At 64.9% G+C, this 26,499-nt stretch carries 27 protein-coding genes; 13 read left to right on the forward strand and 14 right to left on the reverse strand.

Annotation, left to right across the window (positions count from 1 at the left end):
* Positions 1-206: 206 nt before the first annotated feature.
* Positions 207-1,592, reverse strand: coding sequence for a tetratricopeptide repeat protein (locus tag AB7008_RS45745; protein ID WP_441260970.1), 1,386 nt, complete (start codon positions 1,590-1,592; stop codon positions 207-209).
* Between the two features lie 210 nt (positions 1,593-1,802).
* Positions 1,803-2,567 carry a hypothetical protein gene (locus AB7008_RS45750; protein ID WP_304491762.1) on the reverse strand — a complete coding sequence of 255 codons (765 nt, stop codon included), beginning with the start codon at positions 2,565-2,567 and terminating at the stop codon, positions 1,803-1,805.
* Positions 2,568-2,673: 106 nt separating this feature from the next.
* Between AB7008_RS45750 and AB7008_RS45755 the strand changes: the two genes are divergently transcribed.
* Together AB7008_RS45755 and AB7008_RS45760 are read left to right on the forward strand one after the other, a co-directional pair.
* Positions 2,674-4,251, forward strand: a complete 1,578-nt coding sequence (locus AB7008_RS45755) for a cation:proton antiporter (protein WP_080669635.1) — start codon at positions 2,674-2,676, stop codon at positions 4,249-4,251.
* Positions 4,252-4,454: 203 nt separating this feature from the next.
* Entirely contained in the window at positions 4,455-5,225 is a 771-nt protein-coding gene (locus AB7008_RS45760; RefSeq protein ID WP_304491763.1) for a hypothetical protein, read from the forward strand.
* 172 nt (positions 5,226-5,397) lie between these two features.
* Here the strand turns inward: AB7008_RS45760 and AB7008_RS45765 are convergent, their stop codons facing one another.
* The 5 genes from AB7008_RS45765 to AB7008_RS45785 form a co-directional block, all read right to left on the reverse strand.
* On the reverse strand, positions 5,398-6,204 hold the full coding sequence (locus AB7008_RS45765) for an SDR family NAD(P)-dependent oxidoreductase (RefSeq protein ID WP_441260971.1): 807 nt from the start codon (positions 6,202-6,204) through the stop codon (positions 5,398-5,400).
* A 90-nt stretch (positions 6,205-6,294) separates the two neighbouring features.
* Positions 6,295-6,708 carry a DUF1850 domain-containing protein gene (locus AB7008_RS45770; protein WP_304491765.1) on the reverse strand — a complete coding sequence of 138 codons (414 nt, stop codon included), beginning with the start codon at positions 6,706-6,708 and terminating at the stop codon, positions 6,295-6,297.
* Positions 6,669-8,777 carry a TRAP transporter permease gene (locus AB7008_RS45775; RefSeq protein ID WP_304491766.1) on the reverse strand — a complete coding sequence of 703 codons (2,109 nt, stop codon included), beginning with the start codon at positions 8,775-8,777 and terminating at the stop codon, positions 6,669-6,671. Before AB7008_RS45775 ends, AB7008_RS45770 begins: the two co-directional genes overlap by 40 nt.
* Before the next feature lie 184 nt (positions 8,778-8,961).
* Positions 8,962-9,909 carry a TAXI family TRAP transporter solute-binding subunit gene (locus tag AB7008_RS45780; RefSeq protein ID WP_248880295.1) on the reverse strand — a complete coding sequence of 316 codons (948 nt, stop codon included), beginning with the start codon at positions 9,907-9,909 and terminating at the stop codon, positions 8,962-8,964.
* Between the two features lie 195 nt (positions 9,910-10,104).
* Positions 10,105-10,584 carry a hypothetical protein gene (locus AB7008_RS45785; RefSeq protein ID WP_028159165.1) on the reverse strand — a complete coding sequence of 160 codons (480 nt, stop codon included), beginning with the start codon at positions 10,582-10,584 and terminating at the stop codon, positions 10,105-10,107.
* 197 nt (positions 10,585-10,781) lie between these two features.
* Between AB7008_RS45785 and AB7008_RS45790 the strand changes: the two genes are divergently transcribed.
* The gene (locus AB7008_RS45790) at positions 10,782-11,090 is read left to right on the forward strand and encodes a hypothetical protein (protein WP_028159164.1); all 309 of its coding nucleotides are present in this window, start codon (positions 10,782-10,784) and stop codon (positions 11,088-11,090) included.
* Positions 11,091-11,263: 173 nt separating this feature from the next.
* Here AB7008_RS45790 and AB7008_RS45795 read toward each other — a convergent pair whose 3' ends face one another.
* Positions 11,264-12,475 (reverse strand): hypothetical protein, encoded by a 1,212-nt coding sequence (locus tag AB7008_RS45795; protein ID WP_441260972.1) that lies wholly within the window; start codon positions 12,473-12,475, stop codon positions 11,264-11,266.
* A 56-nt stretch (positions 12,476-12,531) separates the two neighbouring features.
* Positions 12,532-13,158, reverse strand: a complete 627-nt coding sequence (locus AB7008_RS45800) for an NUDIX hydrolase (RefSeq protein WP_441260973.1) — start codon at positions 13,156-13,158, stop codon at positions 12,532-12,534.
* A 71-nt stretch (positions 13,159-13,229) separates the two neighbouring features.
* Between AB7008_RS45800 and AB7008_RS45805 the strand changes: the two genes are divergently transcribed.
* The 7 genes from AB7008_RS45805 to AB7008_RS45835 all read left to right on the forward strand — a co-directional run bounded on the left by AB7008_RS45805 (position 13,230) and on the right by AB7008_RS45835 (position 18,543).
* The gene (locus AB7008_RS45805; protein WP_441260974.1) at positions 13,230-13,655 is read left to right on the forward strand and encodes a PaaI family thioesterase; all 426 of its coding nucleotides are present in this window, start codon (positions 13,230-13,232) and stop codon (positions 13,653-13,655) included.
* Positions 13,656-13,858: 203 nt separating this feature from the next.
* A complete protein-coding gene (locus tag AB7008_RS45810) occupies positions 13,859-14,881 on the forward strand; it encodes an aldo/keto reductase (protein ID WP_441260975.1) in 1,023 nt (340 codons plus the stop codon).
* A gap of 12 nt (positions 14,882-14,893) precedes the next feature.
* The gene (locus tag AB7008_RS45815; protein WP_441260976.1) at positions 14,894-16,210 is read left to right on the forward strand and encodes a tetratricopeptide repeat protein; all 1,317 of its coding nucleotides are present in this window, start codon (positions 14,894-14,896) and stop codon (positions 16,208-16,210) included.
* Between the two features lie 202 nt (positions 16,211-16,412).
* Entirely contained in the window at positions 16,413-16,988 is a 576-nt protein-coding gene (locus AB7008_RS45820; protein ID WP_014491513.1) for a hypothetical protein, read from the forward strand.
* A 55-nt stretch (positions 16,989-17,043) separates the two neighbouring features.
* Positions 17,044-17,391, forward strand: coding sequence for a DUF3088 domain-containing protein (locus AB7008_RS45825; protein WP_441260977.1), 348 nt, complete (start codon positions 17,044-17,046; stop codon positions 17,389-17,391).
* A gap of 131 nt (positions 17,392-17,522) precedes the next feature.
* Positions 17,523-18,098 (forward strand): cysteine hydrolase family protein, encoded by a 576-nt coding sequence (locus tag AB7008_RS45830; RefSeq protein ID WP_248880303.1) that lies wholly within the window; start codon positions 17,523-17,525, stop codon positions 18,096-18,098.
* Positions 18,099-18,219: 121 nt separating this feature from the next.
* The gene (locus AB7008_RS45835) at positions 18,220-18,543 is read left to right on the forward strand and encodes a hypothetical protein (RefSeq protein WP_014491510.1); all 324 of its coding nucleotides are present in this window, start codon (positions 18,220-18,222) and stop codon (positions 18,541-18,543) included.
* 31 nt (positions 18,544-18,574) lie between these two features.
* Here AB7008_RS45835 and AB7008_RS45840 read toward each other — a convergent pair whose 3' ends face one another.
* From AB7008_RS45840 to AB7008_RS45850, 3 genes are read right to left on the reverse strand one after another with little or no spacing between them, the layout of a single operon-like run.
* The gene (locus tag AB7008_RS45840) at positions 18,575-19,843 is read right to left on the reverse strand and encodes a flavin monoamine oxidase family protein (protein ID WP_441260978.1); all 1,269 of its coding nucleotides are present in this window, start codon (positions 19,841-19,843) and stop codon (positions 18,575-18,577) included.
* A 9-nt stretch (positions 19,844-19,852) separates the two neighbouring features.
* The gene (locus AB7008_RS45845; protein ID WP_014491508.1) at positions 19,853-20,563 is read right to left on the reverse strand and encodes a RibD family protein; all 711 of its coding nucleotides are present in this window, start codon (positions 20,561-20,563) and stop codon (positions 19,853-19,855) included.
* Positions 20,564-20,582: 19 nt separating this feature from the next.
* On the reverse strand, positions 20,583-21,245 hold the full coding sequence (locus AB7008_RS45850) for an FABP family protein (RefSeq protein WP_441260979.1): 663 nt from the start codon (positions 21,243-21,245) through the stop codon (positions 20,583-20,585).
* Between the two features lie 142 nt (positions 21,246-21,387).
* On the opposite strand from AB7008_RS45850, the gene AB7008_RS45855 reads away from it, so the two are divergent.
* Entirely contained in the window at positions 21,388-23,508 is a 2,121-nt protein-coding gene (locus tag AB7008_RS45855; protein ID WP_441260980.1) for an ATP-binding protein, read from the forward strand.
* Positions 23,509-24,229: 721 nt separating this feature from the next.
* Complete coding sequence (locus AB7008_RS45860) at positions 24,230-24,457, forward strand: DUF3551 domain-containing protein (protein WP_441260981.1); 228 nt, start codon at positions 24,230-24,232, stop codon at positions 24,455-24,457.
* 120 nt (positions 24,458-24,577) lie between these two features.
* Here AB7008_RS45860 and AB7008_RS45865 read toward each other — a convergent pair whose 3' ends face one another.
* Positions 24,578-24,703: a hypothetical protein gene (locus tag AB7008_RS45865; protein ID WP_259181515.1), complete on the reverse strand. Its 126-nt coding sequence runs from the start codon at positions 24,701-24,703 to the stop codon at positions 24,578-24,580.
* 156 nt (positions 24,704-24,859) lie between these two features.
* On the opposite strand from AB7008_RS45865, the gene AB7008_RS45870 reads away from it, so the two are divergent.
* Entirely contained in the window at positions 24,860-25,243 is a 384-nt protein-coding gene (locus tag AB7008_RS45870) for an SHOCT domain-containing protein (RefSeq protein WP_014491504.1), read from the forward strand.
* Positions 25,244-25,931: 688 nt separating this feature from the next.
* Here the strand turns inward: AB7008_RS45870 and AB7008_RS45875 are convergent.
* Entirely contained in the window at positions 25,932-26,183 is a 252-nt protein-coding gene (locus AB7008_RS45875) for a hypothetical protein (protein WP_441260982.1), read from the reverse strand.
* Between the last annotated feature and the right edge of the window lie 316 nt (positions 26,184-26,499).

Consider the following 26,499-nt stretch of genomic DNA (forward strand, 5'->3'; position numbering starts at 1 on the left):
GTTCAAGCTGAAAAGAACGTATCTTCTCCCTCTCCCCGTTCTTACGGGGCCGCGACGAGCTTCGCTCGCGCTGAGAGGGTGGGGGCGAGGGGCTGCATCCGCAATCACGGTGAGAGCTGAACTCGCGGAGACTCCTCCTCACCCGGAATTTGCTCCCGCAAATTCCGGCCTCTCCCCGCACGCGGGAAGGGGCGAAGAATCACGCCTCAACTCTCCATCGCATTCAGCCGCTGCAACCGATCCTGCATGACCTTCCTCAGATCATAGCCGGGCCGGCCGAAGCTCGCATTCCGCGTGCTGAGGAAATCGCGCTGGGTCCTGCGCAGGTCGCCGGCCGAGCGGCCTTTCGTGGCCTTCAGCACGCGCTCATAGGTCTCGGCGATCTGGCGATCGAGCACGCCGAGTTGCGGATCGGCGCAGATCACCTTCTCGACCTCGCGCTTCGCCGTGGCGCAATCGAACGACGGGCCGTTGCCGGAATTCGCCGCGAGCGGACGCGGCGGCTCGGCGCCGAACTTCGCGATCTCCGCGACCATGCTGCGGCGGCCGTTGGCCGCGTTCTCGTTGCCGGGATCGAGCTTCAGCGCCGTCTCGTAATCGGCCAGCGCCTTCTTGCGCTCGCCCATCTTCTTGTAGAGCACCGCGCGGTTGTTGTAGGTCTGCGCGAAATTCGGATCGATCTTGAGCGCAGCCTCGTAGTCGCTGAGCGCCGCGCCCAGCTCGCCCTTGAGCTGGTAGGAATCGCCGCGGTTGGTGAAGAAGTTCGACTTCGGCGCCAGCCGCAGTGCCCGGTCGTAGTCGGCGATCGCCTTGTCGTACTCACCCATCGCGGCCAGCACCAGGCCGCGATTGTCGTAATATTCGGGGACCTTCGGATCGAGCCTGATCGCCTCGCCGTCATCGGCGACCGCCTTGTCGAGCTGGCCGAGCTTCTTGTAGGCCGCGCCGCGATTGGTGTAGGTGCGCGGCCGATTCGGATCGAGCCGCAGCGCCTCGCTGAGATCGCGGATCGCCCTCTCGTTGTCGCCGCCGAGATAATAGTTCACGCCGCGGTCGGACCAGGCCTGCGCATCACCCGGCTTCAGTTTGATCGCCTGATCGTAATCGGCGAGCGCGCGGTCGAGCCGGCGCTGATTGGTGTAGACGACGCCGCGCAGCTCGTAGGCTTCCGCGTCCTGCGGATCGAGCTCGATAGCCTTGCTGAGGTCGGCCGCGGCACGGTTGAGATCGCCGCCGGCCTCGCGCAGCAGGTCGCCGCGCAGGCGCCATGCCTTTGCATTCCTGCCGTCCAGCGCGATGGCGCGGTCGATATCCCGCAGCGCCTGCGTGAAGCCGCCTGAGGTTCGCGCATTGGCGTCGGCGCGCACCAGCAGCGCGGCGGCGCGGTCGGCCGATGAATTCGAGGTCTGGTCGATGATGGCGCCGCACGCCGTGATCAGTTCGGCGGGCGCAGTCTTGCTGCCCATCACGCAATCGACGGCGGCAGAGGCCGGGGCGGCGAGGACCAGGCTCATCGCGGCGCCGAGCAGCAAGGCACGAAGCGGGATCTTGGCAAACGGGAACATTTGCGCGGAAGAACGCGTGCCGCACATCAGGAAGACTCCGTGACATCAGGTTTTCACCATTGTCGCGGCGGGCCAGGAATGGGTTCAATTCGGGCCTGTTACGGATGCACCCGCGCCCTTCTCACGAAAGGTCGTCATGCCCGGGCTTGTCCCGGGCATCCACGGTCTTTCTACCGTGTGGCAAGGCGTGGATGGCCGGGACAAGCCCGGCCATGACGCCGCGGAAGCCTTAGCGGCTCAATACCCGTCCACCCCGTTGATCCGCTGCAGCCGCTCCTGCATCGCCTTCTTCAGATCGTAGCCCGGCCGGCCAAATCCGGCATTGCGGCGGACAATGAACTCGTCCTGCTCGCGCTGAAGCGCCTTGGCTTCCGCGGGATTGCGCGCCTCCCGGATCACGCGGGCATTCGACGCAAAAATCTCCCGATCGAGATCGGCGAGCTCGCGGTTGGCGCAGATCGCCTTCTCGACGGCCCGGGCCGCACTCCTGCAATTGAAGCTGGGCTTGCCGGCGACCGCCATCTGCGCGCCGATCCGCTCGAGCTCGCGCGCCATCGCCTTGTGATTGGCCCTGGCCTTCTCGTGGTTCGGATCGATCTTCAGCGCGGCGCCGAAATCCAGCACCGCCTTCGGCTTGTCGCCCTTCTTCAGCCAGAGCTCGCCGCGGGCGTTGAAGAGGTCGGCCAGGGTCGGATCGAGCTGAAGCGCGCGGCTGTCGTCGGCGATCGCGCGGTCGACCTGGTCATGTCGAGCATAAAGCGCGCCGCGCGCGACCAGCGCCTTGACCAGGTCCGCCTTGGCCGTCTTCTCGTTGTCGATGACGGAAGCGCAGGCGGAGCCGGCCTTGTCCATGTCATCGGCGGCAGCAGCAGCGAGGCACGGCGCGACATCGACCTGCACGACGGCGGCGGGCTCGCCGCCGGTCGCGGCATGGGCCGCCCCGAGCGAAAGCGCACAGAGCGCCACCGCACCGGACAATCGAATGAGATTTTGAGAACGCATGCTTGCTGCAGTCGGAAAGTCTTGGCTTGAATCTCGGCTTGAATCTTGGCTTGAGGCTTGCCTTGAGGGCGCACTATCCATCATACGGCCGGATTGGTGCTAGCTTGTGGCACAGCCAAAATCGGTTCCGGGGATCAACGTGTCGACATTCGAATGGATCATCGTGCTTCTGCTCGGCGCCGTTGCATTATCGGCGCTGGCGCGGCGGATCAAGGTCCCCTACCCGACCTTTCTCGCCATCGGCGGCGCGCTGATCGCCTTCGTGCCGAACAGCCCCTCCTGGACGCTCGAACCCGACCTGGCCTTGGCACTTTTTGTCGCACCGGTGCTGATGGATGCCGCCTTCGACACCTCGCTGCGCGATCTCCGCAACAACTGGGTTCCGGTCTCGACCCTGGTGGTCGCCGCGGTCGGCCTGACCACGGTCGGCGTGGCCTTCGTCGCGCACCGGCTGATGCCTGACATGCCCTGGGCCGCCGCCATTGCGCTCGGCGCCATCGTGGCCCCGCCGGATGCCGCGGCAGCGGTTGCAATCCTGAGCCAGGTCAAGCTGCCCTATCGCATGGTGAAGGTCCTGGAAGGCGAGAGCCTGCTCAACGACGCCAGCGCGCTTCTGATCTATCGCATCGCGGTCGGCGCTGTCGTCATGGAGCATCTGAAATGGAGCGAGGTCGCGCCGACGATTGCACTCGGGCTGGTCGGCAGCGTCCTCGCCGGTCTTTTGGCCGGGCGCATCATCCCGCTATTCCTGGAACGCGTGAAGGAAGCGCCGAGCGCGATCATCGTGCAGTTCGCTACCACCTTCATGGTCTGGATCGCAGCCGAGCATCTCGGCCTCTCCGGCATCCTCACCATCGTCGTATACGCCATCACCGTCGCGCGCACGGCGGGGGCGCGCATGCCGGCGCGGTTGCGGGTGCCGTCCTATGCGGTCTGGGAGACGATGGTGTTCGTGCTCAACGTGCTCGCCTTCATGCTGATCGGCATGCAGATGCGGCCGATCTGGACGCGGCTCGACGCGGAGGTGCGCTGGGAATATTGCGTGGCTGCCGCCTGGATCCTACTCACGGTGGTCCTGGTGCGGCTCGCCTGGATCACGTTCTACCGCACGACGCTGCGCGTGCTGATCGCACACGGCATCTATCACCCGAAGGATCCGAAGCAGGTCGCCTCGCCGAAGGGCGGCCTCATCATCTCCTGGTGCGGCATGCGCGGTCTCGTCACGCTCGCCACCGCCTTCGCCCTGCCGGAGAACTTCCCCTATCGTGACTTCATCGTCTTCATCGCCTTTGCGGTGGTGCTGGGCTCGCTGGTCATCCAGGGCCTGACGCTGCGGCCGCTGATCCTCGCCTTCGGCCTCAAGGACGACGATCCTGTCGGTATCGAGGTCGCGCGCGCCCGCGCTGTCGCCTATCGCGCCGCGCTCGATGCGATCGAGGACGATCCGTCGGAGGAAGCGGAAATCCTGCGGCTCGAATACCGCGCCATCCTGATGCAGGCCGATGACGATCCGCACGGCGGCATCGCCAGCGGCGAGTTGCCCGCCGATCCCCTGCGCCGCCGCGCCATCGAAGCCGCGCGCAAGTCGATCTTCGACCTCCGCGCCACCGAGGTGATCGGCGACGACGCGTTTCATCGGATCGAGGAAGAGCTCGATCGCGCAGAATTGAGCGCGGGGGGATAGATCCGCAAGCACCGCCGTCGTCCCGGACAAGCGAAGCGCAGATCCGGGACCATACGTCGCAGCAATAGTTTTGCGAAGACTCGGAGTTACCAGCTTCGCGTCAAACCGCTCCCTTCGGTTGTGGGTCCCGGGCTCGCGCTGCGCGCGCCCGGGACGACAGCGGGGGCGTTGAACCAAACACCGCCTCTCCAGACTCATTCCAGATGACGACCTTGATCGACGACCGTCGTGTACGCGCGCGTGATGCGTCGCCTGCACGATATTTTTATCTCAATATGGCACTGGCCTGTGCGGCCACCGCGTTTCTCGGCTTCGCGCCGACCTATTTCGTGCCACTCGCACAGCGGACGTTTTCCGCGAGCCCGGTGATTCATTTTCACGGGCTGTTGTTCTTCACCTGGTCTCTCTATTTCGTGATTCAGACCTGGCTCGCAGCGTCGGGCCGCGTGGTCAATCACCGCGCGCTCGGGATTACCGGCGTGTCGCTTGCGACCGCGATGACGATCTTCGGCTTTCTTGCCTCGGTGCACGTGATGCAGCACGCCGCCGCGCTTGGGCAGAAGGATGCCGGCATCGGCTTCTCGATCGTGCCGATGAGCGGCATCGCGTTCTTCGCGGTGGTGTTCGTGCTCGCGATCGTCAACACGCGAAAGCCCGAGATTCACAAGCGCCTGATGCTGCTTGCCGCGGTCTCGATCCTCGACGCCGCGGTCGCGCGCTGGTTCATTACCTTCCTCGCGCCTCCCGGGCCGCCCGGCCCGCCGCCGGTGCCCGTCACGATCGCCCCGGCCGTGGTCGCTTCGCTCCTGCTCGTCCTCGCCATGGTGCGCGACTGGCGCACCGATGGCCGCATGCATCCCGTCTACATTTACGGCACGCTCGCGCTGCTGGCGGTGAAGGTGCTGAACTGGCCGGTCAGCGAGAGTGCGGCGTGGCATTCGTTTGCCGGCGGGATTCTGGCGTTGGCGCAGTAGTCACCGCTGTCGTCCCGGACAAGCGCAGCGCAGATCCGGGACCCATAATCACGGGCCAGCGTGGTTACGAAGACTCGGAGTTACAACTTAGCAAAACAACTCTGTCCTGTGGTTATGGGTCCCGGGTTCGCGCCTTGCGCGCCCCGGGGACGACAGTGGAGTATGAGGCGCCTTAAGCCCCCGCCTTGCACGTGATCCCGCCGTCCACCACCAGCTCGATCCCCGTCACATATTTCGACTCGTCCGACGCCAGGAACAGCGCGGCATTGGCGACGTCCCAGGCCTCGCCCATGTGCCCCATCGGCACCTGCGCATCGCGGGCGCGCCACATCGCCTCGACGTCGCCCTTGGCGTAGCTATTCGCGAGACCCGCGGAATGCTCCACCATCGGCGTCTTCATCAGGCCGGGCAGGATTGCATTCACCCGCACAAGGTTCTTCGCGAACTCGATCGCAGTGGAGCGCGTCAGCTGGTTCATCGCGGCCTTGCTGGCGTTATAGCTGACATAGGAAATCCCGACATGCCGGATCGAGGCGATCGAGGAGATGTTGATGATCGAGCCGCCGCCCTGCTTCACCATCACGGGGACGACGTGCTTCATGGCGAGATAGGCACTCTTGAGGTTGACGCTGAAGACGCGATCCCAGCTCTCCTCGGCGACCTCGACCACGCTGCCCATCTCGGCGATACCGACATTGTTGTCGAGCACATCGATGCGGCCATAGGCCTTCAGGCACGCCGCCACCATCGGCTCAATCTCGCTTGCGCGCGAGACGTCCGCGGTGAAGGCCGTCGCATTGCCGCCCTCACCCGTGATGATCTTCGCGGTCTCCTCGGCTGCAGCACCGTTGCGGTCGACACAAAACACCTGCGCGCCCTCGCGCGCAAAGGTCACGGCGGTCGCCTTGCCGTTGCCCCAGCCGGGCCCGATCGAGCCGGCGCCCACCACCATCGCAACCTTGCCCTTGAGCCGATCCATCGCATTTCTCCCTTGCTGTTCTTGTAGCCCGGATGGAGCGCAGCGTAATCCGGGGCGACTGTTCCCGGATTGCGCTTCGCTCCATCCGGGCTACGGATCGCTGCAAATCTTCATCGTCGTGACGTTAGCACCGATCGGATGCCCGACAATCTCCGACAACGTCCGGCACCTTCCATCATGGCACAGCCGCCATTCCCCGGCCGCGCCCGAATTGCCGAGCACGACCTCCCGCATCGGCGCGCGCGCAGGCTTCCACTGAAACCAGCCGTCGACCAGTCGCGCCTCGGGCGGCGGCTCCATGCCGGGGCCGGTGCCCTTGACGCGGGCCTGCACCAGTTCGAGGCCGGCAGGCGTCACGCGCCAGTCCTCCTGCCAGTCGACCTTCGCGATCGAATGCGTCCACACCAGCGTGAAGGCGGACAGCGCGAGCGCTTTCACGCCTGAAGCTGTTGCGAAGCAGAGGCTCACGCCGCTTCGACGACGGCCGGCGGACGCTGCCGCCATTGCCACAGCACGAGGGTCGCCGAGAGCACGAAGCCGGCGGTGTCGCTGAAGGCGAAATCGCCGAGCAGGCACAGCGCGGCGCCGAGCGCGACCACGCGCTCGAGCAGCGTCAGCCGCGTGAACAGGAAGCCGATCGCGACCATGCCGAACAAGGCGATCGCCACCAGCGCTTTCAAGCTCGCGAGTGCCACCGCGCCGTAGAAGCCGAGCTTGGCCGCCATGGGATCACCGGCCTGCAACATCAGCGCCGGAGAATAGACGAAGATGAACGGAATGACGTAGCCGGCGAGCGCGATGCGCATCGCCTCCCAGCCGATCTTGTCCGGGTTCTCCTTCGCGATCGGCGCCGCCGCGAGTGCGGCGAGTGCCACCGGCGGCGAGAGGTCGGCCATGATGCCGTAGTAGAACGCGAACATGTGGCTCGCGATCAGCGGCACGCCGAGCTTTGCCAGCGCGGGTGCTGCGAGCGCGGCGGTGATGATGTAGGTCGGGATGGTCGGAATGCCCGTGCCGAGCAGGATCGACAGCAGCATGGTCATGATCAGCGCCAGGAACAGGCTCTTCTCGCCGAGCCCGATCACCCAGCTGCCAAAAATGGTGCCGACACCGGTCTGCGACATCATGCCGATGATGACGCCGACGATGGCGCAGGCCATGCCGACGGTGATCGCGGACTTCGCGCTTTCAGCCAGCGCATCGCGGCACTCGCGCAAGGCCTTGAACCCGCCCCGGACGAACGCCGTGATCACGATCAGGCCGACGACGACGCTCGCGACCGGCACGATCTGGAGGCCATCGCGCGATAGTGCGGCAACGACCAGCGCAAGTCCGATCCAGAAGATGTAGCGGATCACCATCGACGAGGCGCCCGTCGTGATCGCGGTGCCGAGGATCAGCGTCACCGTCAGCGCAAGGCCCATGCTGCCGGCATAGAGCGGCGTAAAGCCTTCGAACAGCATGTAGACCAGCGCTGCGAGCGGCAGCACGAGGTACCAGCGCGTCACCAGCGCCTTCCAAGCGCTCGGGATCTCCGAGCGCTTCATGCCGACGAGACCGTGCTTGCCGGCCTCCAGATGCACCATCCAGAAGGCGGACGCGAAATAGAGGATGGCGGGGATCGCCGCCGCCTTGACGATTTCCGAGTACTGGACGCCGAGCGTCTCCGCCATGATGAAAGCGACCGCGCCCATCACCGGCGGCATGATCTGCCCGCCCATCGAGGCCGTCGCCTCGACGCCCGCCGCAAACGCGCGGCGATAGCCGAACTTGATCATCAGCGGAATCGTGAACTGGCCGACGGTGACGACGTTGGCGACGCCGGAGCCGGAGATCGTGCCCATCATGCCCGAGGCGAACACCGCGACCTTGGCGGGGCCGCCACGGGTCCTGCCAAATAGCCCAAGAGAAACGTCGGTGAAGAGCTGGATCATGCCGGCGCGCTCCAGGAACGAGCCGAACAGGATGAACAGGAAGATGTAGGTCGCCGAGACGTAGATCGGCACGCCGTAAAAACCTTCGGTGCCGAACGACAGATGCGTGACGATCTGGTCGAAATCGTAGCCGCGATGGTTGAGCGGCGACGGCAGGTATTGCCCGAAGAACCAGTAGAGAAGACACGCGCCGCACATCAGCGGCAGCGCCGCGCCCATCAGCCGCCGTGTGCCCTCGAAGATCAGCACCGCGAGCAGCGTGCCGACCACGAGATCGAGCCGCGTCGGATCGCCGTCGCGCGCGATCAGGTCGGCATAGAAGATCCATTGATAGAGGCCGCAGAAGAAGCCCGCGGCGCCGATCACCCAGCCGAGCGCGCGACCGACATCGCTCTTCGCGGTGAAGTTGGCGATCAGGCCGAAGGTAAGGAAAACGAGGAAGCCGACATGGACGCCGCGCACCACCTGGCTCGGCAGATAGTTGAAGGCGGCGACATAGAGCTGGAAGGTCGCAAACGCGATGCCGATCCAGTAGGCGAGCGTGCCCCACCAGCCCGGGCCGAATCCTTCCGGAAAGCCATGCTCGAAATTGTCGAACTCAACCTTGATGGGCTCTGCGGAGCCCTCTGCCTGCAACATCGATATGTCCCCAACCGTCCAGCGCTTTTAGCATCGCGCAGCGACTCCGGACCGTCATGCCCGGGCTTGTCCCGGGCATCCACGGACTTTCTCGCCCAGCCTTGGAACGTGGATGGCCGGGACATCTGTGCGAAGACGCGCTTCGCGCTTTTGCCCGGCCATGACGTCCGACAACGAAAGCTGACTACTTGATCAGCCCTTTTTCCTTGTAGTAGCGGATCGCGCCGGGGTGCAGCGGAACCGGGCTGCCGGTGGCGGCCGTCTCGAGCTTGATCTCCTTGCCCGCGGCATGGGCATTCTGCAATTCCGGCAGCGACTCGTAGATCAGCTTGGTCATCTGATAGGCGAGATCATCCGACACCGCGGAGCTGGTCACGAGATAGTTCACCACCGCCGCCGTCGGAACGTCCTTATCCTGGCCGGTGTAGGTGTTGGCCGGAATGATCGCCGAGATGAAGGGCGGGCCGATCTTGTCGACGGTCTCCTTCGGCACCGACACCACCGTGATCGGGCTCGAGGTCGAGAGATCCTTCAGCGAGGCAACGCCAAGGCCGGCCGACTGGAGGGTCGCACCGAGCTGGCGGTTCTTCATGAGGTCGACGGATTCGGCGAACGGCAGATATTCGACCTTGCCGAGATCCTTGTAGCCCATGCCGGCGGCGCCGAGGATGGCGCGGGAGTTGAGCTCGGTGCCCGACTTCGGTGCGCCCACCGACAGGCTCTTGCCCTTGAGGTCCGCGAGCGTCTTGATGCCGCTCTCGGCAGTCGCGACGATCTGGATGTAGTTCGGATAGATCGCGCCGATGGTCCTGAGCTTGTCGAGCTTGGTCTTGAAGCCGGCTTCCTCCTCGCCGTCCCAGGCGGCCTTGAGCGAGTCACCCAGCGTGAACGCGATTTCGCCGCGGCCCTGCTGGAGCAGGATCAGGTTCTCGACCGACGCCTTGGTGGCCTGCACCTGCGTCTTCACGTTCGGAATCTTGTCGCCGTAGATCTTCCCGATCGCGACCCCGAGCGGATAGTAGACGCCGGAGGTGCCGCCGGTCAGCACGTTGATGAAGGATTGCGCATGCGCGCAAGGTGCCGACGCCGCCAGGGCAAGAGCCGCGGCCGCGCCGAAAATCGTCCGTTTCATGGTTGTTGTACTCCCCAAACCGGCCGGGAAATTGGCCGGATGGGGGAAGCGGGTCAACCCATCCAAAAGTCACAACAGGACTGCGGTAAACGGCTGACCCGGCTCGATTTTTGGGGAACCCGCGGGTGCGGCGAGGTGGCGCAGTCAGGGTCTGGCGCCCGTCTCACCCCGCTGGCAAGCCTTACTGGCAGGCTCTTACTGGAAGGTCATGTCCAGGCACTTGGAGATGTCGGAGCCGAGGCCGGAGGAGATGATGATGCAGCCGCGCACCTTCTGTGCGGTGACGTCGGCGGCCCATACCGAATAGCCGCCGGGGCCGAAGAACGAGTTGGTGTTCGGCGGTTCGGTCTCGGTCGCGTCAAAATCGTAGTGGCCGTCGGTCTCGAAGATACGCGGCTTCTTCGTGCAGCCGCCGTCGGTCTGGACGTTGATGACTTCCTTGTTGTCGCGGGTCAGCGCCAGCGAGACCTGGCAGCGGAAATATTCCGAGGTCCTGGTATTGAACAGGTAGGTGTAGGACTTGCAGGTCGCGGTGTTCAGCTTGCCCGGGGCGAGGCCACGGCTGCACGAAATCCGCTGGTTGTGGCTGAGCTGGTAGTCATCCGCCCGGGCGGCGGGCGCCAGCGCCGTCACCAACAGCGCGGCGGCCGAGCAGGCTTTCATGACATGGTTCATTCGAATCATCCCCCTACCAATATTTTTGTCGAATTGCGTTCTAGACTGAAAGCGGAACATAGTCGCGCGGGGACGAAGGGAAAATCACAAACTGCTGGCCAGGACGTGATGCGCTGCGGCGCTTTCGCAAATTGACCTGTAAACGCCGTTCGTGATTTGTTCAAGACGGCAACCCCAATGATGGGGAGGATGGGATGATGGCATTTTCAACGAAGACATTTGCACTTGCACTCACGGCAACACTCGGCGCATTCAGCGCACCCGCATTGGCGCAGACCGCGGCAACGCCCTGGGAGCTCAAGCCCGACACCGGCTATGCCTATGACAAGGAAGGCAAGACCTTCTCCTACAAGATGGGCACCAACAATGCCGGTGAACTCCTGAAGGGCGCCAAGAAGGTGCCGAAAGGCACGCTGTTCTTCATCGGCCACAACGGCCAGCTCTACATGCGCAGCGCCCCGTATCTCGAAGGCGACGGCAAGTTCAAGTTCGGGTCGGATCAGTAATCCCTCTTTGTCGTCCCGGGGCGCGCGAAGCGCGAACCCGGGACCCATATCCCCAGGGAGCAGTAGCGGCGCGAAGCCGGTAACCGCGAGTCTTCGCCAAACTTCTTCCTGTGGTTATGGGACTCGGATCTGCGCGCGCCTTAGGCGCGCTTGTCCGGGACGACACCGAATATCTAAAACGCCCCTGCCAGCTCCCGTGCACCGGCATTGTTGCTGTTACTGTCCATCCGCGTGTCCGTGACCGCCAGCAGCTTGGCCACCGTGTTGTGGCGGATCGCGACCGGGTTGCGCTCGTAGCCGCCGCGCTGGAAGAAGTTCGAGGTCGGCACCTGCTCGCGCATCGCCTGCGGCATCGTCACCATGTCGAGGCCGGTGCCGTCGCCGGTGAGGTTCATCATCTCGAGCTCGGCGGCGGTGAGCGGCCGCGTGTAGCCCTTGGCGCGCGCGAACAGCACCGAAGTCAAAAGCTTATGGGTTTGCAGCATCGGGCCGATGTCGACGTCCAGCACCATGGCATGCATGGCCCAGCCTTGCGCGGTGTTGCCGATCTTCTCGTGCTCCGACCAGGTGTCCGGCACCGATTTCGCCTGTGCCACCATCTTCTTCAGCACGGCAAGCTTGTGCTCGAGCGGCTGGCGCGCCGGCCCCGACGTCCGCGCCACCTTCTCGGAGAGCGCGCGGATGAATTCGTGGCCCTGCTCGGCCAGCAGCTCGACGCTGTTGGTGGTCAGGAGCTGGTTGTAGCCCATCGCGGTCGAGATCGCGCGCTTGCCGCCGTGTTCGATTCCCGCCTGCACGTCGTAGCTGCCGGTGCCGCCGGTCTCGAACGAATAGACCCGCACCGCCTGCTCGCGCGTCAGCCCCGAGGCGAGCGCGTAGCGCGCATAGGCGCGCTTGAACTCGACCTCGCTGGATGGCCGCTGCGGCGTGAACTGATAGAGCTCCCGCGCCGCCTGCAGGAGATCGGCGACCACCGGTATCGGCTTTCTGGTCGGACGATCCGGCGTTTCCTCCGGCTCCGGATTCACCGGCCGCTTCGGCCCGCTATAGAGCGGCGGATGCTGCAGCACATAATCGTCAAGCGTGACCTGCTGTCCGCTGCGCCGCTTGGCGTTGCGGCCTTTCCGCTTCTCGGAGATCTGGCTCCAATAGGCGCCCGCCTCCTCGTCGAAGGCCGCGCGCGCCGCCTGATATTCCTGCAGCTTGCGCCGATATTCGAGCACGGCCGGCGACGCGCCACCCTGCGCAAAGAACTGCGACAGCAACTGGGCCTTGGCATCGCGGACGGCGGGCGGCAGTGCGTCGGCCTCGCCGCCTCGCGCACTGGGCGCGAGCAGGACGAGCGCGAATGGAACCAGCGCGAGATGTTTTCGAATCGAATGCATGCTGCCCTCTTAGCAGGCATCCGGTAACCGTCACGTTAACGCGCCGTTTACCATCGTCACTTCCAGGCGAACACCGGCTGTTCCAGCTCGGTGACGCGGGTGTGACGTCCCGCCAGCACCTCACGGAACTGGTAGATCAGTGCCGCGGTCGGCGCATGAATCAGGCTCGTCTCGTGATGGAAGCGGATCACGCGGCGGGAGCTTTCGGGAATCGCGATGAAGTCGAACGCGTCTTCGTGCTCGATCGTGGCGAGCGCGATGCGGTGGACCGAGGCGACCTCATCCGGGTTCGGCCGGATCGCGGCACTGTCGGCCGTCCACACCACCACCGGCGTGATCAGATAGCCGGAGCGGGTGGGATAATCGTCGAGCGTGCCGAGCACCTCCGCGTGCGTGAGGCGAAGACCAAGCTCCTCATCCAGCTCGCGCAGCGCCGCATCGACCGGCGTCTCGCCGGCATCGCAGCGACCGCCCGGCAAGGCCCATTGGCCGCGATGGGCGCGCAGGTGTGACGCGCGCAGCGTGAGCAGGAATGCGGTGTCATCGCCGTCGCTGGCCGCGGTCAGCGCGACCGCCACCGCGGCGCGTTTCAAGGCGGCCGGCGCATCGTCCTCGGGCAGCCGCGTGAAGGCCGCGCAGGCGGCCGTGATATTCCGCCGTGTGGCATCGTCGAACGGTCTCATGATGCTTGACTACACCACGTCCGGCCCCGATGAAATGAGCTCGCAAGGCCCGCGCAGCAATGGACGACGACATGACCAACAAGGCCGCCTCAAGGCTCAAATCGGACGGCTGGAGCATCCTGGAGACCACGGGCTTCATGCACCTGATCGGCCCCCTGTGGGAGCGCAAGGTCGACGGCCACTACGAATTCGCGCTCGCCACCGAAGACAAGCACCACAATCGCCGCGGCATGGTCCAGGGCGGCGTGATGATGACGTTCGCGGACCGCACCTGCGGCATGACCGCCCGCTACGCTTCCGGCAAGGAGTTCATGGCGACGGTGCAGCTCGACACCCATTTCGTCGAGGCCGGCCAGATCGGCGACATCCTGATCTCCCGCCCGCGCGTGGTGCGCTCGACGCGCAGCCTCATCTTCATGAGCACGGAAGTGACGGTGGATGGTCGCTGCATCGTGATGGCGAATGGCGTGTTCAAGATCTTGAAGGGGCCGGCGTAGCGGCGCGGTCGGCCTGCCGCTGCTGCGTGCCACCCCCATCGCTGTCGTCGCCCGGCTTGACCGCCATAGCTCGAAGAGCGACGGCGGAAGCGAAGCAATCCAGCATCTTTCCGCGGACGCATCTCTGGATTGCTTCGCTGCGCTCGCAATGACGGAATTAGCTGGCTATGCTGCCAGCTTCGATAGCGTTGAGGAAACAGCCCATGCAATACCGCCAGCTCGGCCGCACCGGCCTGAAAGTCTCGCCGATCTGTCTGGGCACCATGATGTTCGGCGGGCCGACCGATGAAGCCGCATCAAATCGGATCATCGCCAAGGCGCATGAGGCCGGGATCAATTTCATCGACACGGCGGATGCCTATTCGAAGGGCGGCTCCGAGGAGGTCGTCGGCCGCGCCATCGGCAACAACCGTCACGCCTGGGTGCTCGCCACAAAACTCGCCAACCCCATGAACACTGGTATGCACGACGATCCCAACCGTGTCGGCCTGTCGCGGCGCTGGGTGTTGCAGGCCGCCGACGAGAGCCTGAAGCGGCTCGGCACCGACCACATCGACATCTACTATCTGCACAAGGAAGACCATGCGACGCCGCTGGAGGAGACGGTGCGCGCGATGGGCGATCTGATCCGCGCCGGCAAGGTGCGCTATTTCGGCGTCTCGAACTACCGCGCCTGGCGCGTCGCCGAGATCTGCAACATCTGCGACCGGCTCGGCATCGACCGGCCCGCGGTGAGCCAGCCCTATTACAACGCGATGAACCGCATGCCGGAGGTCGAGCACTTCCCGGCCTGTTCCTATTACGGCCTCGGCATCGTGCCCTACAGCCCGCTGGCGCGCGGCGTGCTCACCGGCAAGTACAAGCCCGATGCGGCACCTGACAAGGAGACACGCGCCGGCCGCAACGACACCCGCATGATGCAGACGGAATGGCGGCCGGAATCGCTCCAGCTCGCGCAGGAGATCAAGACCCACGCCGAGAAGAAAGGCATCACCGCCGGCCAGTTCGCGGTCTCCTGGGTGCTGAACTCCGCCTTCGTCAGCTCGATCGTCGCCGGCCCGCGCACCGAGGAGCAGTGGGACGGCTACATCCGCGCGCTCGACTACCGCTTCACGGCGGATGACGAGGCGCTGATCGACAGACTGGTCGTGCCGGGCCATCCCTCGACGCCGGGCTACAACGACCCCGCCTATCCGATCGAGGGACGCCGCGCGCGGACGGCTTGAGAGCTGAACAAGATGACCGCGCACGAAGACCGCTACGGCCTTTCGCTCTCGACGTCTTCACACGAGGCGGCAAGCGCCTATCGCGAAGGCGTCGATCTCATGCTGGCCGGCTGGACCGGCACGGCGGAGGCGCTGGAACGCGCGATTGCGGCCGATCCGGATTTCGCTCTTCCCCATATCGCCCGCGCCCGCGTGCATGCCTTCTATCAGCAGGGCGACCTCGCCCGGCAGAAGGCGGCTGTGGCACGCGAACGCGTTGCCAAGCGCGGCGCGGAGCGCGAGCGCTCGCATGTCGAGACGCTGGCGCTTGCGATCGAGGGCCGGCTGCCCGAGGCCATCGCATCGACGCTGAAACATGTCGACGCATGGCCGCGCGACGCCGTGGTGCTGTCGCTGCCGCTCGGCGCGTTCGGCCTGTTCGCGTTCTCCGGCATGCCCGATCACGACCGCGCGCGGCACGAGCTGTGCGAGCGCGTCGCGCGGCATTATGGCGAGGACTGGTGGTTTCTCACCATGTCCGGCTGGGCCATGACCGAGAATGGCGACGTCGCGCGCGGCCGCGGCATCACCGAGCGTGGCTTCGACCTGCGCCGCCAGAACGCCCACGCCGCGCACGCCGTGCTGCACGCGATGTTCGAGGACGGCTCGATCGACGCGGCTGACCGTCTCGTCGACGAATGGATCCCCTCCTACGACCGCACCGGCATCCTGCACGGCCATATCCGCTGGCACCAGGCGCTCGGCGCGCTCGAGCACGGCGATGCGGCGCGCGCGCTTGCGATCTATGCCGACGTGCTTCAGCCCTCCGCCACCCAGGCGCCGCCGCTCAACGTCGTCACCGACGGCGCCTCGCTGCTCTGGCGCCTGTCGGCTTACGGCCACTCCGTGCCGGAAGCGCTCTGGCTCGAGGCCGATGCCACCGCGCAAAAACTGTTTCCGAAATCGAGCCTGCCCTTTGCCGACGTCCACATGGCGCTGTTCGCTGCGGCGACGCAGAACCAGGAGGCGCTCGCCGCGCGCCTCGCGGCGATCGAGCAGCGGCTCGGCGACGGCGAGCTGCCGGCCGGTGCCGTGGTGCCGGCGATCTGCCGTGCGCTCGTGGCCTTTGCCCGCGAGGATTACGCCTCATGCGTGCAAGCGCTCGCGCCCGTCCTCGGCGAGGTCGTGCGCATCGGCGGCAGCCATGCCCAGCGCGAACTGATCGAGGATACCTACATCGTCGCGCTCATGCGCAGCGGCGAGCTGCCCCGCGCCCGCGCGCTGCTCGACGCCCGCCTGCACCGCCGGCCGTCCTTGCGCGATACGCGCTGGCAGGCGGCGATGGGCTAACTCCGCCACGAAAAAAACATCGGTCTGGCAGCAAGTGGCCTGCTAGGACGGGATGGGGCGATCGGATGAATCGCCGATGGGTGGTGCGGTGGTATTCCAGTCGGGCTCAGCTGAACAAACGGGATCGCAACCAATTTGTGGTTCGCTCGTTGTTGAGCGGAACTTTTCCGCCGCCGTGGCCCCCTGGCATACGAGCCTGATGATGCGCCTCCGCCGACCGGTCTTCGCCGCGGCCCTCGCGACTCTCGCAAGCCCTTGTTTTGCCGAGTCTTCCGCGCCCATCCCCGTCAACAACCCGCCGGCGCAAAACGCCTTCATCGACCTGCTGGCGCTGATGTCGGGCCACTGCAAGACGCTGAAGGTCGCTGGGCGCACCTTCGCTTGCAAGACGGTGGCTTACGCCCATGGTGACAAGGGCCGGGTCAATTTCGCGGTCGCCGTCGACGATCCCTCCGACGCCAACCATGTCGTGTCGTTCTCCGGCGAGAACGGCCAGCGCGCGGACGACAATTCCTACGAGCTGCGAATCGACCGCATGCTGCTCAATTCCAAGGACCGGCCCAAGGTCGACGGCCTGCCGGTGCCGGCCGAGCAGACCTCGACCGGCGTCTGCCGCCAGACCGGCAATTTCGCCGCAAAGAAGGTCACGGACGTCACCTGCACGGCGACCGACAGCGAGGGCCGCCGATACGAGCTGCTGTTCGTCTCCGACGGCAAGCCGGTGAGCGTGCGCCGCATCCGGCAATCATCGCCGTCGATCCAGGATCCGTTCAAGTAACGGCATCCCCCGCTGCTGCCGGCATGTATGATCGCGCCATGCTTTGGAGCGATTCATGACGCGCGACCGCCTGTTTCTGCTGCGCCCTGGTTTCGAGGATCCCGCCTTTCCAGGCCAGCGCTTCTATTGCTGGCATTGCGCGCTGATCGAGGGCGTGCTCGCCTCGTTTCCGCAGCTCGCCGAACAGCTCGACATTGAGCGCATCGCATGGCCGCGGCCAAGGCTGCCGGCGATCGCGCTGGTCGGCGAGGAGAACCAGTCGCTGCCGCTGCTCGTGCTGGCCGACGAGACGACGTCGCCGCACCAGACCGGCAGTCACCACGGCCGCGCCTTCATCGCCGACAAGGACGCGATCCTCGCCGCGCTCTCCGAACGTCACGGGTTTCCCGATCCGCATCCGTGAGGGCCGAGCACGCGCAGCTCTCTGCGTCCGGGGCACGAGAGCTGTCGCGAAACGAGGGAAAATTGACATTGCCTGCCACGTCGGTCGCCTCGCATACTTCGCGCAGCAAGCAAGTCCGGAAGTCGCCCCTCATGTCCCACTCCCTCCCCGCCCTCGTCGTCGTCGACGTCCAGCGCGCATTCGATGAATGGGAGGCAGCGGGCAAGCGGCGCAACAATCCGGACGCGGTGGCGCGCATCGCCGATCTGCTCAAGGCATTCAGGACGCGCGGCGCGCCGATCTTCCACATCCGCCACGAAGGCACCAAGCCGAACTCGACGTTCCTGCCGCAAAACTCCGGCTACGCGGTCAAGGACGAGGCGCGCGAAGCGCCGGGCGAGGCGGTGATCGTCAAGCGCGTCAACAGCGCCTTCATCGGCACCGATCTCGAGACACGCCTGCGCGCAGGCAACATCACGACGCTCGTGATCTGCGGCGCCACCACCAATCATTGCGTCGAGACGACGACGCGGATGGCCGGCAATCTCGGTTTCGACGCGAGCCTCGTGCGCGATGCGACCTGGACCTTCGACCGGATCGGGCCAGATGGCGACAAGCATTCGGCTGAAGAGATTCATGCGATGACGCTGTCGAATCTCAACGGCGAATTCGCGCGCATCGTTGCCGCCGCCGACGTGATCGCTTCACTCGAAGCGATGCGACAATAGATCGCGCCGCATCATTCACACGTCGATCGTAACTCCGTCTGCGTCGTTTCGACGCCCGCACTGGCCGGAACGCACCGGGCAGCCATCTGTTATCACGCGACTTCTCAACTGGAGTGATGACATGAAGTATCTCTTTGTCGCGATGGCTGTGGGTGCAGCGGCGCTCGCCGGCGGATCCACGGCCAACGCGGCGGGCAAGGCCAGCGCGAAGCAGAACGCGCCAGCCGGCCAGTCCACCGACATCAGCGCGCAGCACAGGCACCACCACCACCACGGCCATCGCCATCACCAATGGCGCCATCACCACCACGGCTACTATCGCCCGCACTACCGGAACTATGGCTACTACCCGCGCCATCACGGCTATTACGGCGGCGGACCGTACGGCTACTATGGCGGCGGAGGTCCCGGCGTGACGTTCAGCTTCGGCGGCGGCCGCTGGTGAGACATTAGGCCCGCCTTGTGCGGGCCTTTTTTCATCCCCGCAAAATCATCTCCGCGGTCTCCAGCCCGCTCGCCAGCGCCGCCTCGACCGTTCCCATATCGCGGCCGCGATACAGCGCTTCGCCGGAGAACAGCACCGGGCCGTCGGCGCGCGCGAGGATCGCCTGGGCCTCGCGCGTCCGCGGCGTCGCCCAGGAATAGGCGCCGCGGGCGAAGGGATCATGCAGCCAGTTGGTCGCCGCAGCCGCCACGAGATCGCGCACGATGTCGTCGCCCGACACCCCGAAGATGGCCGCAAGCGAATCGACTCCGGCATCGATCAGCCCTTGCCGATCGAGCTTCGCAAGCTCGGCCGTCCGCGGCCCGCCGAACCAGCCGGTGAGCACGGGATGCTGGTCCGGATGCCGCGTCCACCACACCGGGATCGACTGGTCCGACAGCAGGAAGGTCATGTCCGCGAGATCTTCGCTTCGCTCGCGCCACCACGGCCGCGCGAACCGCAGCAGGATTTTTATCACGCTGCCGAAGCCGATATCGTCGGCCGCCGCAGCCTTCGCGCGTGCGGGCTCCGGAAGCGCGATCTCGCGCAATAACGGCAGCGGCACGGTGAGGACCGCGCGATCGCAGCCGTGCGCGTCGCCGCCGGCACAGCGGACGGCCAGCGCGCCGCCCGTCTCCTCGATCGCCGACACCGCGCAGCCGAAGCGAAACGTCACGCCAAGCCCGCGGCACGCACTCGCCAGAAAATCGATCAGCGCGCCATAGCCGCCGACGATGCGTGCCTGGGTGTGATGCCCGCCGTCCATCCATTCCTCGCGCAGCGCCAGCGTCGAGGCGCGCTCGGGGTCGGCGGCGTCATAGCCCTCGACCATGCGCTCGATCGAATGGCGCAGCTGCACATACTCGGGCTCGGCGAAATGACGGCGCAGGAAATCGGCAACCGTGAGATCATCCTTCAACGCCCCCAGCGCCGCGTGAAGCTCTGCCTCGTGCGGATCGTGACGGTCTTCGTGCGAGAGCCCCGTTCCGTCGAAGCTCCACTGGGTGCCTTCGATCTTCTGCAGCGACAGTCCCGCCTCGCGCACCAGCTTGCGCGTGACCGGCGCCTCGCCATGGACGAATTCGGCGCCGCCGTCGGCGGGGTAGCCGAACTCCGACGCCGGCAGCGGATCGATACGCCCGCCGCAGCGCTCGCGCGCCTCCAGGATCGTGACCGTCCTGCCCGCACGTGCCAGCTCGCGCGCCGCCATCAGCCCGGCCGCGCCGGCGCCGACGATGACGATGTGCTCCGGTTGTCCCATGCCGATGCCTTACTTGGGCATCGCTTGAGGGTCGTTCTTGATCAGATACCGCAGCAGCAGAACGCCGCCGCCGAGGTCGCGCGTGCTCTCCAGCGTCATCGCGGCAAGCGGCGCGCGCTTGTCGCTGTCCGCGTCCGTCGAATCGAACACGAAGGGTGCGCCCCTGGCGCCATCGATCGCGGGGCTGAGGATCAGGTTGAATTCGTCGATCAGGCCGGCGCGCAAGAAGGCGCCGTTGGCGACGCCGCCGCCTTCCACCAGCAGGCGCTTCACCCCTAACTCCCGATTGAGGATGTCCAGCGTCAGCGCCAGGTCGATCTCGGATTTGCCGGCGAAGATGTAGGACACACCCTCGCCGCGGAGCCCCGCCAAGTGCGAATCCGGCACGCCCTCGGTCAGCACCACCACGATCGGGTCACCGCCGATGTCCGACCGGCCCCAGCCGATCTTGCCCTGCGCGTCGAGCACGACGCCGTAGGTCTTCGCATCGCGCCGCGCGAACCAGCTTTGGCGGGGAAACGTCTCGCCCGCCGTTTCGGGATAGGGCTTGCCCTTTGCGAACTCGGAGCCGGTGACGCGGCCGATCACCCAGGCGTCGCCGCCGAGTTCGTCATGGATCTTCTCGAACCAGTCTGTACCCGCCCCCTTCGGCCGCCAGCGGCTGGGATGCGTGCGGCCGTCCAGGCTGGAGTGCATCAGGCAAATGACGTAGGGCTTCATGCAATTCTCCGGGTACGCTTCAGGTCGACGATCCATCGCGCCCGGCGCGATCGTTCACGATCACCGCCAGTGGATTGAGCTTGGGCGGCGCGACGAGCTTGAGCGTGTTGCTGTCGTGATGGTTGAACGGCGCGCCGCGCACGAACAACTCGGTCTGGATCAGATAGCTCCAGCTTCCGTCATCGTTGAAGGTGATGTCGCAGCGATAGGAGTCGGTGCGGAAAGCCTGTTCCAGGAAATCGGTCGAGCAGATTCCGTAAGCGGTATCGCCGCGCTTCGCCGTGACCGATATCTTCCTGTCATCCGGGGCGGCCTTGCCCGAGGCGAGCAAGACCTGTCCGCGCGGAATCGCGAGCGTCTGCATGATCAGCCCGGTCGCGGGCTCCCACAGCCAGTAGCCGACCTGGTCGTGGAAAGTGATGTCTTCCTCGGGCGTGTTGATGTGGATGTGATAGCGCAGCCCGTAAAACAGCTGCGGCCCGTTGGCCTGCGGGTCGATCGGGTCCATGCGGATGCGCTCGATGAAGGTCCGCCGCTCCGGCCCTTCCGCCTTTGGATTGATGTCGATGCCCTTGTCCGCCTGCCAGCTCCCTGCGAGACGGCGGAGCGGGCCGAGATTGGCAAGGCCATCGGGCGAGACGTCCTCGGGCTCGGTGAAGATGTCGGCGGGAATGGGGAGCATGGGAACCTCGCGTCAAGTTACGGAAGCAGCAATAGCACAAGGGCGGCGGGAATCGACTGGAACGGAACCGGAGCGCGCGCCGGGTGTTATGTACGCTTGAGCACGAGCCCTCGAAAGCCGGCTCGAATGGGCAAGGACGCCCATGTCACGCGTAGCGGGGGATCCGGTGCTGTCGGAGAAGGCTGCTCGACAGTCGACTGAAATGGGCTTCCTCGCTGACGGAGGCGAGCTGGGCGCGATGATGAGTGCCCGCAACTGGTCGGATTCACCGCTCGGTCATCCCCGCGATTGGTCTCAGGCACTGAAAACGACGGTCAGCATGCTGCTGGCCGCGCAAGCCCAGATCGTCCTGTTCTGGGGGCCCGACTTCGTTTCGCTCTACAATGACGCCTACGCCCCGGGCATCGGCGCCAACCACCCCCGCGCCCTCGGTCGCCCCGCGATCGAAAACTGGGGCGAGCTGTGGGACGATCTCGAACCGCTGCTGTCAGGCGTGCGCCGAACCAGAAAGACATTCGCCGCCAAGGATCGTCCATTCTACGTCGAGCGCCACGGCTACGGCGAAACCAGCTACTGGGACGTCTCCTACTCGGCCGTGCGTGACGATGACGGCTCGGTCGGCGGAGTGCTTTGCATCGTGTCCGAGACGACCAAGCGCGTGCTGGGCGAGACGCGGCTGCGGGCGAGCGAAGCGCGATACAGGGAGCTGACCACGACCCTCGAGCAGCGCGTGGCCGAACGCACTGCCGAGCGTCATTTGCTGGCGACGATCGTGGAAACCACCGACGGACAGATCCAGGCGCTCGATCTCGACTATCGCTGGCTCGCGATCAACACGTCCTGCGCCGATGCCTATCAGCGCATCTACGGCAAGCGGCCGCAAATCGGCGATTCCCTGCACGAATTCCTGGCCGACCGGCCCGGGCATCTCGCCGCGGCAATCGCGATCTGGAGCCGGGCGCTGGCCGGCGAAGCCTTCACCAACATCGATGAGTTCGGCGATCCCCGGTTCGACCGCCGCGTCTACGAGATGAAGTTCGAGGTGCTGCGCGCTCCCGATGGCACGCGGATCGGCGCATTCCTCACCGGGGTCGACGTGACGGATCGCCTGGAGGAGCAGGCGCGGCTCGCGCAGGCCGAGGAGGCGCTCCGCCAGGCCCAGAGGATGGAGGCCATGGGCCAGCTCACGGGCGGCGTCGCGCACGATTTCAACAATCTGCTCACGCCGATCGTCGGCCTGCTCGACCTGTTTCAGCGCAAGGGCATCGGCGGCGAGCGCGAGCATCGCCTCATTGCCGGTGCAGCGCAGGCGGCCGAGCGCGCCAAGACGCTGGTTCAGCGCCTGCTGGCTTTCGCGCGCCGGCAACCGCTTCAGGCCATTCCCGTCAACATCGGCCTCCTCGTTGCCGAGATGGGAGACCTGATCTCCAGCACGACCGGGCCGCAGATCCAGGTGACGGTGGACACGCCAGAAGACCTTCCCGCGGCCATGGCCGATCCCAACCAGATCGAGATGGCGATCCTGAACCTCAGCGTGAACGCCAGGGATGCCATGCCCGACGGCGGCAAGTTGCGCATCTCGGCGAAGGCCTGGACGGTTGGAGACTCTCACAATTCGGAATTGGCACCTGGCGCCTATGTCTGCATCTCTGTCGCCGACACCGGCATCGGCATGGACGAGTCCACGCTGGCCCGCGCGGTCGAACCGTTCTTCTCGACCAAGGGCGTCGGGCGAGGCACCGGTCTTGGCCTCTCGATGGTCCACGGCCTTGCGTCACAGCTCGGCGGCGCGCTGACGATCAGGAGCGCCGTGGGCGCGGGGACGACGGTCGAGCTGTGGCTGCCGGTCAGCCACGCCGTTGCGGGCGCCATCGATGCCGTCCCGCAATCAAAACTGCGGCCACCGCCCGTCGGCACGGCTCTGCTGGTGGATGACGAACCGCTGGTGCGCATGAGCACCGCCGAGATGCTGGGCGAGCTCGGCTACAGCGTCGTTGAAGCCGGCTCGGCGGAGGATGCGCTTCAACGCGTCAGGGAAGGCCTGCGGCCGAACCTGCTCGTCACCGACCATTTGATGCCCGGCATGAGCGGAACAGACCTCGGCCTGGCGCTGCGCAATCAATATCCCGAGCTCCAGATCCTCGTCGTGTCAGGCTACGCCAACAACGAAGGCATCACGCCGGACCTGTCGCGGCTGACGAAGCCGTTCCGAAGCGATGAGCTGGCGGCGAGTTTGGCGGGCTTGGCGAAGGCGGGGCGGTAGCGACGCAAGCGGCGAGCAGCTCGCATGAGCGAAAGCGACGTGCCGGTGCGATGATGTGTATCGGCGATCACGCCGTGATGATCGATGCGCGGGCGACTGTACCCCAGTCCGATCGGAGGAGGCTGCCCAGCGGACGAACCTCCTCGACCCCAGCCGCACCTACTTCAACGCCAGACTCTGGGCGTGAACCGACAAGACCGAGGTGGAGGCCCGCCGGTTCACGCTGGCGGGCTCGCTACGTTCTGAGAGCGTCAACCGCATGGGCGACGAGAACGCCAATGCTGAGTACGATCAGGCAAATAATCGCCGCTTGAAATAACATCGGAGTAAATTCCGTGGGCCAGGGTCGGCTTTCATAAGCCCTCACATTCCGCCAGCATTTGGCCACCCAGAAGGCGCTTCGGTGTCCGCCTCGTTACAAGTATGCAAGGTTCATTGGCCTTGCGCGACGACGTCTCACTCCTTCAAAGCGGCGCGAGAATCTACCCGACGATCAGCAGCACAACGATTACGAGATGATCCTGCGGCCGATCCGGTTCATCGAGAACCTCGTATTCGAACGCCACTCCCTCAGGACAAGCGTTTCCGAGCCTGAATGGCATGAGCGCTTTTCACGCCAGGTAGCATCAATAAACGCCCCAGCGTCTGGCAAGGGCTTTTACCGGCGGTATTCCCCTCGCGCCGCCGGTATATTCACCTTCATCCACCCACGGAGATCGATATGCATCGTGTCGCTCCGATGCTGACGTTACTCATTGCCGCTGTGTTCCTTGCTTTTTTGGAGCCAGTCCGAGCTGCCGAGGCGGATCGATACTGCCTGCGAGGTCGCAATTGGGGCTTTCCGGGCAATTGTCAGTTCGCCACCCGCTCGCAATGCCTGGCTGCTGCTTCCGGCACGAACGCATATTGCAGCATCAACCCGCGCTATGCCGCTCCGCGGCGGCGCTAATCACCGCTCAGAGCCATTCGGCGGCATGGCAGAAGCGGTCAATCAAGGAAGGTCCCGATGCGAAAGCTTGCACTGTTCGTCATCCTGCTCTCGCTCGCAGGAATGGTCCCTTCCAGTGAATCATTTGCTCAGAGTGCGCTTCGAGGTGCCGTCATCGGTGGTGCTGTTGGTGGTCGCCGCGGCGCTGCCATAGGTGCGACGGCCGGAGCCATCGCGGGCGCCCACCGGCGACATCACCATTGGCATCGATATTATTGGAGGAACGGCAACTGCTGGTACCGCTCGACCAGCGGAAGGTCGCACCGCGTGTCGCATCGGTACTGCCGTTGAGCCTTCGCGTAGCGGGCCGTGCGACTGGCCTGCAGAAAAGATCGAGAACGGCAACTCAATAAGGAGATCGCAATGTTCTTCGCTCAGGAAGGATTCACATATCGAAATTTTCTGATGGATATAATCGCTGTATTCGCATTTGTCGTTTGGTTCTGGCTGCTCATTGTCATCTATGGCGACCTGTTCAGGCGCCACGACATTTCCGGATGGGGTAAGGCACTGTGGGTGCTTGCACTTGTTCTGACCTCCTACCTCGGCATCTTTGCTTACCTCATCACCCAAGGCAGGGGAATGGCGGAACGCAGCGCTGAGCAGGCTCAGCGGGCGCGCGAGGAATTACGGCACATCGTCGGCTTTAGTGTCGCCGACGAGCTTTCCAAGCTCGATCAGCTCAAAAAATCGGGATCCATAACCGACGCCGAGTACGGGCGCCTTCGCACCAAGCTGGTCTCCTGACCATCGGTGAGGGAAGCGGGGAGGCCCATGATGTTCGCAAAGCCTTTTGGCACCGTTGGAGCTCTTATTGCTGGCTTTGCAATTGCGTGGACTGAAAGCGCGCATGCGGAAATATTCATAACAACCGCCACCATATCGCAGGGCGAGTTGGTCATCGTCGGAAGAGTAAGACGGCCCCGCGAGCCCAGCGTGGAAATAAAGATCAGTCCGAGCAAAACCGTGAAAGTCGAGAGCACTTCGACTGGAGGATTTCGGTGGATTGGACCGGAGTTTCCATCGACTTGCATCGTCAAGATCACGTCCGGATCAGATACGAGAGACGTGGTGATACAGAATTGCGGCCTGCCCGGACCAGCGGGTCCTCCAGGGCCGGCCGGACCTGCAGGCCCGATCGGACCGCCCGGGCCCAAAGGGAATTAGAAGGCAGACTTCGTCTTGCGGGATTGCAGGTTGCCCACCGGATCGCTCTCGCATCAACAATCGAGGTGTCGGTTAGAAGTTCTGACGGAGCGCTACTGAGCATTATTGGGCTTGGTCGCGCTTTCGACCGGAACCGCAGCGTGAGTGCCGCCATCCGTCCTTGTCCACCTCGACTTTGAAGCCAAGCGCCGGCGTCTAGCGAGCAAGTAGCAAGCAGCCCGTATGAGCGACCTGAGTTGACGCCAGCCCTGTCACTTCCAGCCGCCGTCTACTTCAACGCCAGGCTGCTGCAATAGGCCGAGGTCTCGACCGATCGCCAGCCCGTGACCCGTCCGGCTTCCCAGCACTCGTCGTAGGTCTTGAAATTGCCGACGTTCCGGCACGTGAACGAGTACACGCCGCCCGAAGCGTTGCAGCCGATCCAGGGCTGATTTCCTGTCTTGAAGCTCGATTGGCAACCGCCGGCACAGCTGCTCGTTTCGCGTTCTTGAAAAAGCCTACGCGCCGCGGCGGCCATCATGTGCTTATTATACGACGGCCGTTTCGTCTGTCTCGTTTCTCTATGTTGTCTTGGCTATCTTGCAGTGAATGTCGTCTACGGCTGTTTCTCAAGCGAGATGGTGTCATGTCGTTCCATCCCAAGTGCGGTGGCACTTCGATCGCTTGGCGAGCAAAGCCAGCGTGCGGAGAGAGTCCCGCTCGGCAGTGAGCCGCGGCTGCCGGTTCTTTCGAACTCAATACCTAAGTGGGTAGGCCTCGCGACAACGCCCGTTGCGCATGCGACGCTCGGGCCAGGCCCCACGCGAGACGCTCGGTTGATGGCTGCCGACCTATCC

Origin of the sequence: Bradyrhizobium sp. 521_C7_N1_3, assembly GCF_052075975.1 — a bacterium.
Taxonomy (GTDB): domain Bacteria; phylum Pseudomonadota; class Alphaproteobacteria; order Rhizobiales; family Xanthobacteraceae; genus Bradyrhizobium; species Bradyrhizobium japonicum.

Coding starts and splice junctions, on each gene's coding strand:
- AB7008_RS45860 (WP_441260981.1), top strand. CDS start 24,230: ATGCATCGTGTCGCTCCGATGCTGACGTTACTCATTGCCGCTGTGTTC.
- AB7008_RS45845 (WP_014491508.1), bottom strand. CDS start 20,563: ATGAAGCCCTACGTCATTTGCCTGATGCACTCCAGCCTGGACGGCCGC.
- AB7008_RS45785 (WP_028159165.1), bottom strand. CDS start 10,584: ATGAACCATGTCATGAAAGCCTGCTCGGCCGCCGCGCTGTTGGTGACG.
- AB7008_RS45850 (WP_441260979.1), bottom strand. CDS start 21,245: ATGCTCCCCATTCCCGCCGACATCTTCACCGAGCCCGAGGACGTCTCG.
- AB7008_RS45835 (WP_014491510.1), top strand. CDS start 18,220: ATGAAGTATCTCTTTGTCGCGATGGCTGTGGGTGCAGCGGCGCTCGCC.
- AB7008_RS45830 (WP_248880303.1), top strand. CDS start 17,523: ATGTCCCACTCCCTCCCCGCCCTCGTCGTCGTCGACGTCCAGCGCGCA.
- AB7008_RS45825 (WP_441260977.1), top strand. CDS start 17,044: ATGACGCGCGACCGCCTGTTTCTGCTGCGCCCTGGTTTCGAGGATCCC.
- AB7008_RS45855 (WP_441260980.1), top strand. CDS start 21,388: ATGTCACGCGTAGCGGGGGATCCGGTGCTGTCGGAGAAGGCTGCTCGA.
- AB7008_RS45745 (WP_441260970.1), bottom strand. CDS start 1,592: ATGTGCGGCACGCGTTCTTCCGCGCAAATGTTCCCGTTTGCCAAGATC.
- AB7008_RS45775 (WP_304491766.1), bottom strand. CDS start 8,777: ATGTTGCAGGCAGAGGGCTCCGCAGAGCCCATCAAGGTTGAGTTCGAC.
- AB7008_RS45840 (WP_441260978.1), bottom strand. CDS start 19,843: ATGGGACAACCGGAGCACATCGTCATCGTCGGCGCCGGCGCGGCCGGG.
- AB7008_RS45810 (WP_441260975.1), top strand. CDS start 13,859: ATGCAATACCGCCAGCTCGGCCGCACCGGCCTGAAAGTCTCGCCGATC.
- AB7008_RS45760 (WP_304491763.1), top strand. CDS start 4,455: ATGACGACCTTGATCGACGACCGTCGTGTACGCGCGCGTGATGCGTCG.
- AB7008_RS45750 (WP_304491762.1), bottom strand. CDS start 2,567: ATGCGTTCTCAAAATCTCATTCGATTGTCCGGTGCGGTGGCGCTCTGT.
- AB7008_RS45780 (WP_248880295.1), bottom strand. CDS start 9,909: ATGAAACGGACGATTTTCGGCGCGGCCGCGGCTCTTGCCCTGGCGGCG.
- AB7008_RS45870 (WP_014491504.1), top strand. CDS start 24,860: ATGTTCTTCGCTCAGGAAGGATTCACATATCGAAATTTTCTGATGGAT.
- AB7008_RS45820 (WP_014491513.1), top strand. CDS start 16,413: ATGCGCCTCCGCCGACCGGTCTTCGCCGCGGCCCTCGCGACTCTCGCA.
- AB7008_RS45765 (WP_441260971.1), bottom strand. CDS start 6,204: ATGGATCGGCTCAAGGGCAAGGTTGCGATGGTGGTGGGCGCCGGCTCG.
- AB7008_RS45795 (WP_441260972.1), bottom strand. CDS start 12,475: ATGCATTCGATTCGAAAACATCTCGCGCTGGTTCCATTCGCGCTCGTC.
- AB7008_RS45815 (WP_441260976.1), top strand. CDS start 14,894: ATGACCGCGCACGAAGACCGCTACGGCCTTTCGCTCTCGACGTCTTCA.
- AB7008_RS45790 (WP_028159164.1), top strand. CDS start 10,782: ATGGCATTTTCAACGAAGACATTTGCACTTGCACTCACGGCAACACTC.
- AB7008_RS45770 (WP_304491765.1), bottom strand. CDS start 6,708: ATGGCGGCAGCGTCCGCCGGCCGTCGTCGAAGCGGCGTGAGCCTCTGC.
- AB7008_RS45875 (WP_441260982.1), bottom strand. CDS start 26,183: ATGATGGCCGCCGCGGCGCGTAGGCTTTTTCAAGAACGCGAAACGAGC.
- AB7008_RS45865 (WP_259181515.1), bottom strand. CDS start 24,703: ATGCCAATGGTGATGTCGCCGGTGGGCGCCCGCGATGGCTCCGGCCGT.
- AB7008_RS45805 (WP_441260974.1), top strand. CDS start 13,230: ATGACCAACAAGGCCGCCTCAAGGCTCAAATCGGACGGCTGGAGCATC.
- AB7008_RS45800 (WP_441260973.1), bottom strand. CDS start 13,158: ATGAGACCGTTCGACGATGCCACACGGCGGAATATCACGGCCGCCTGC.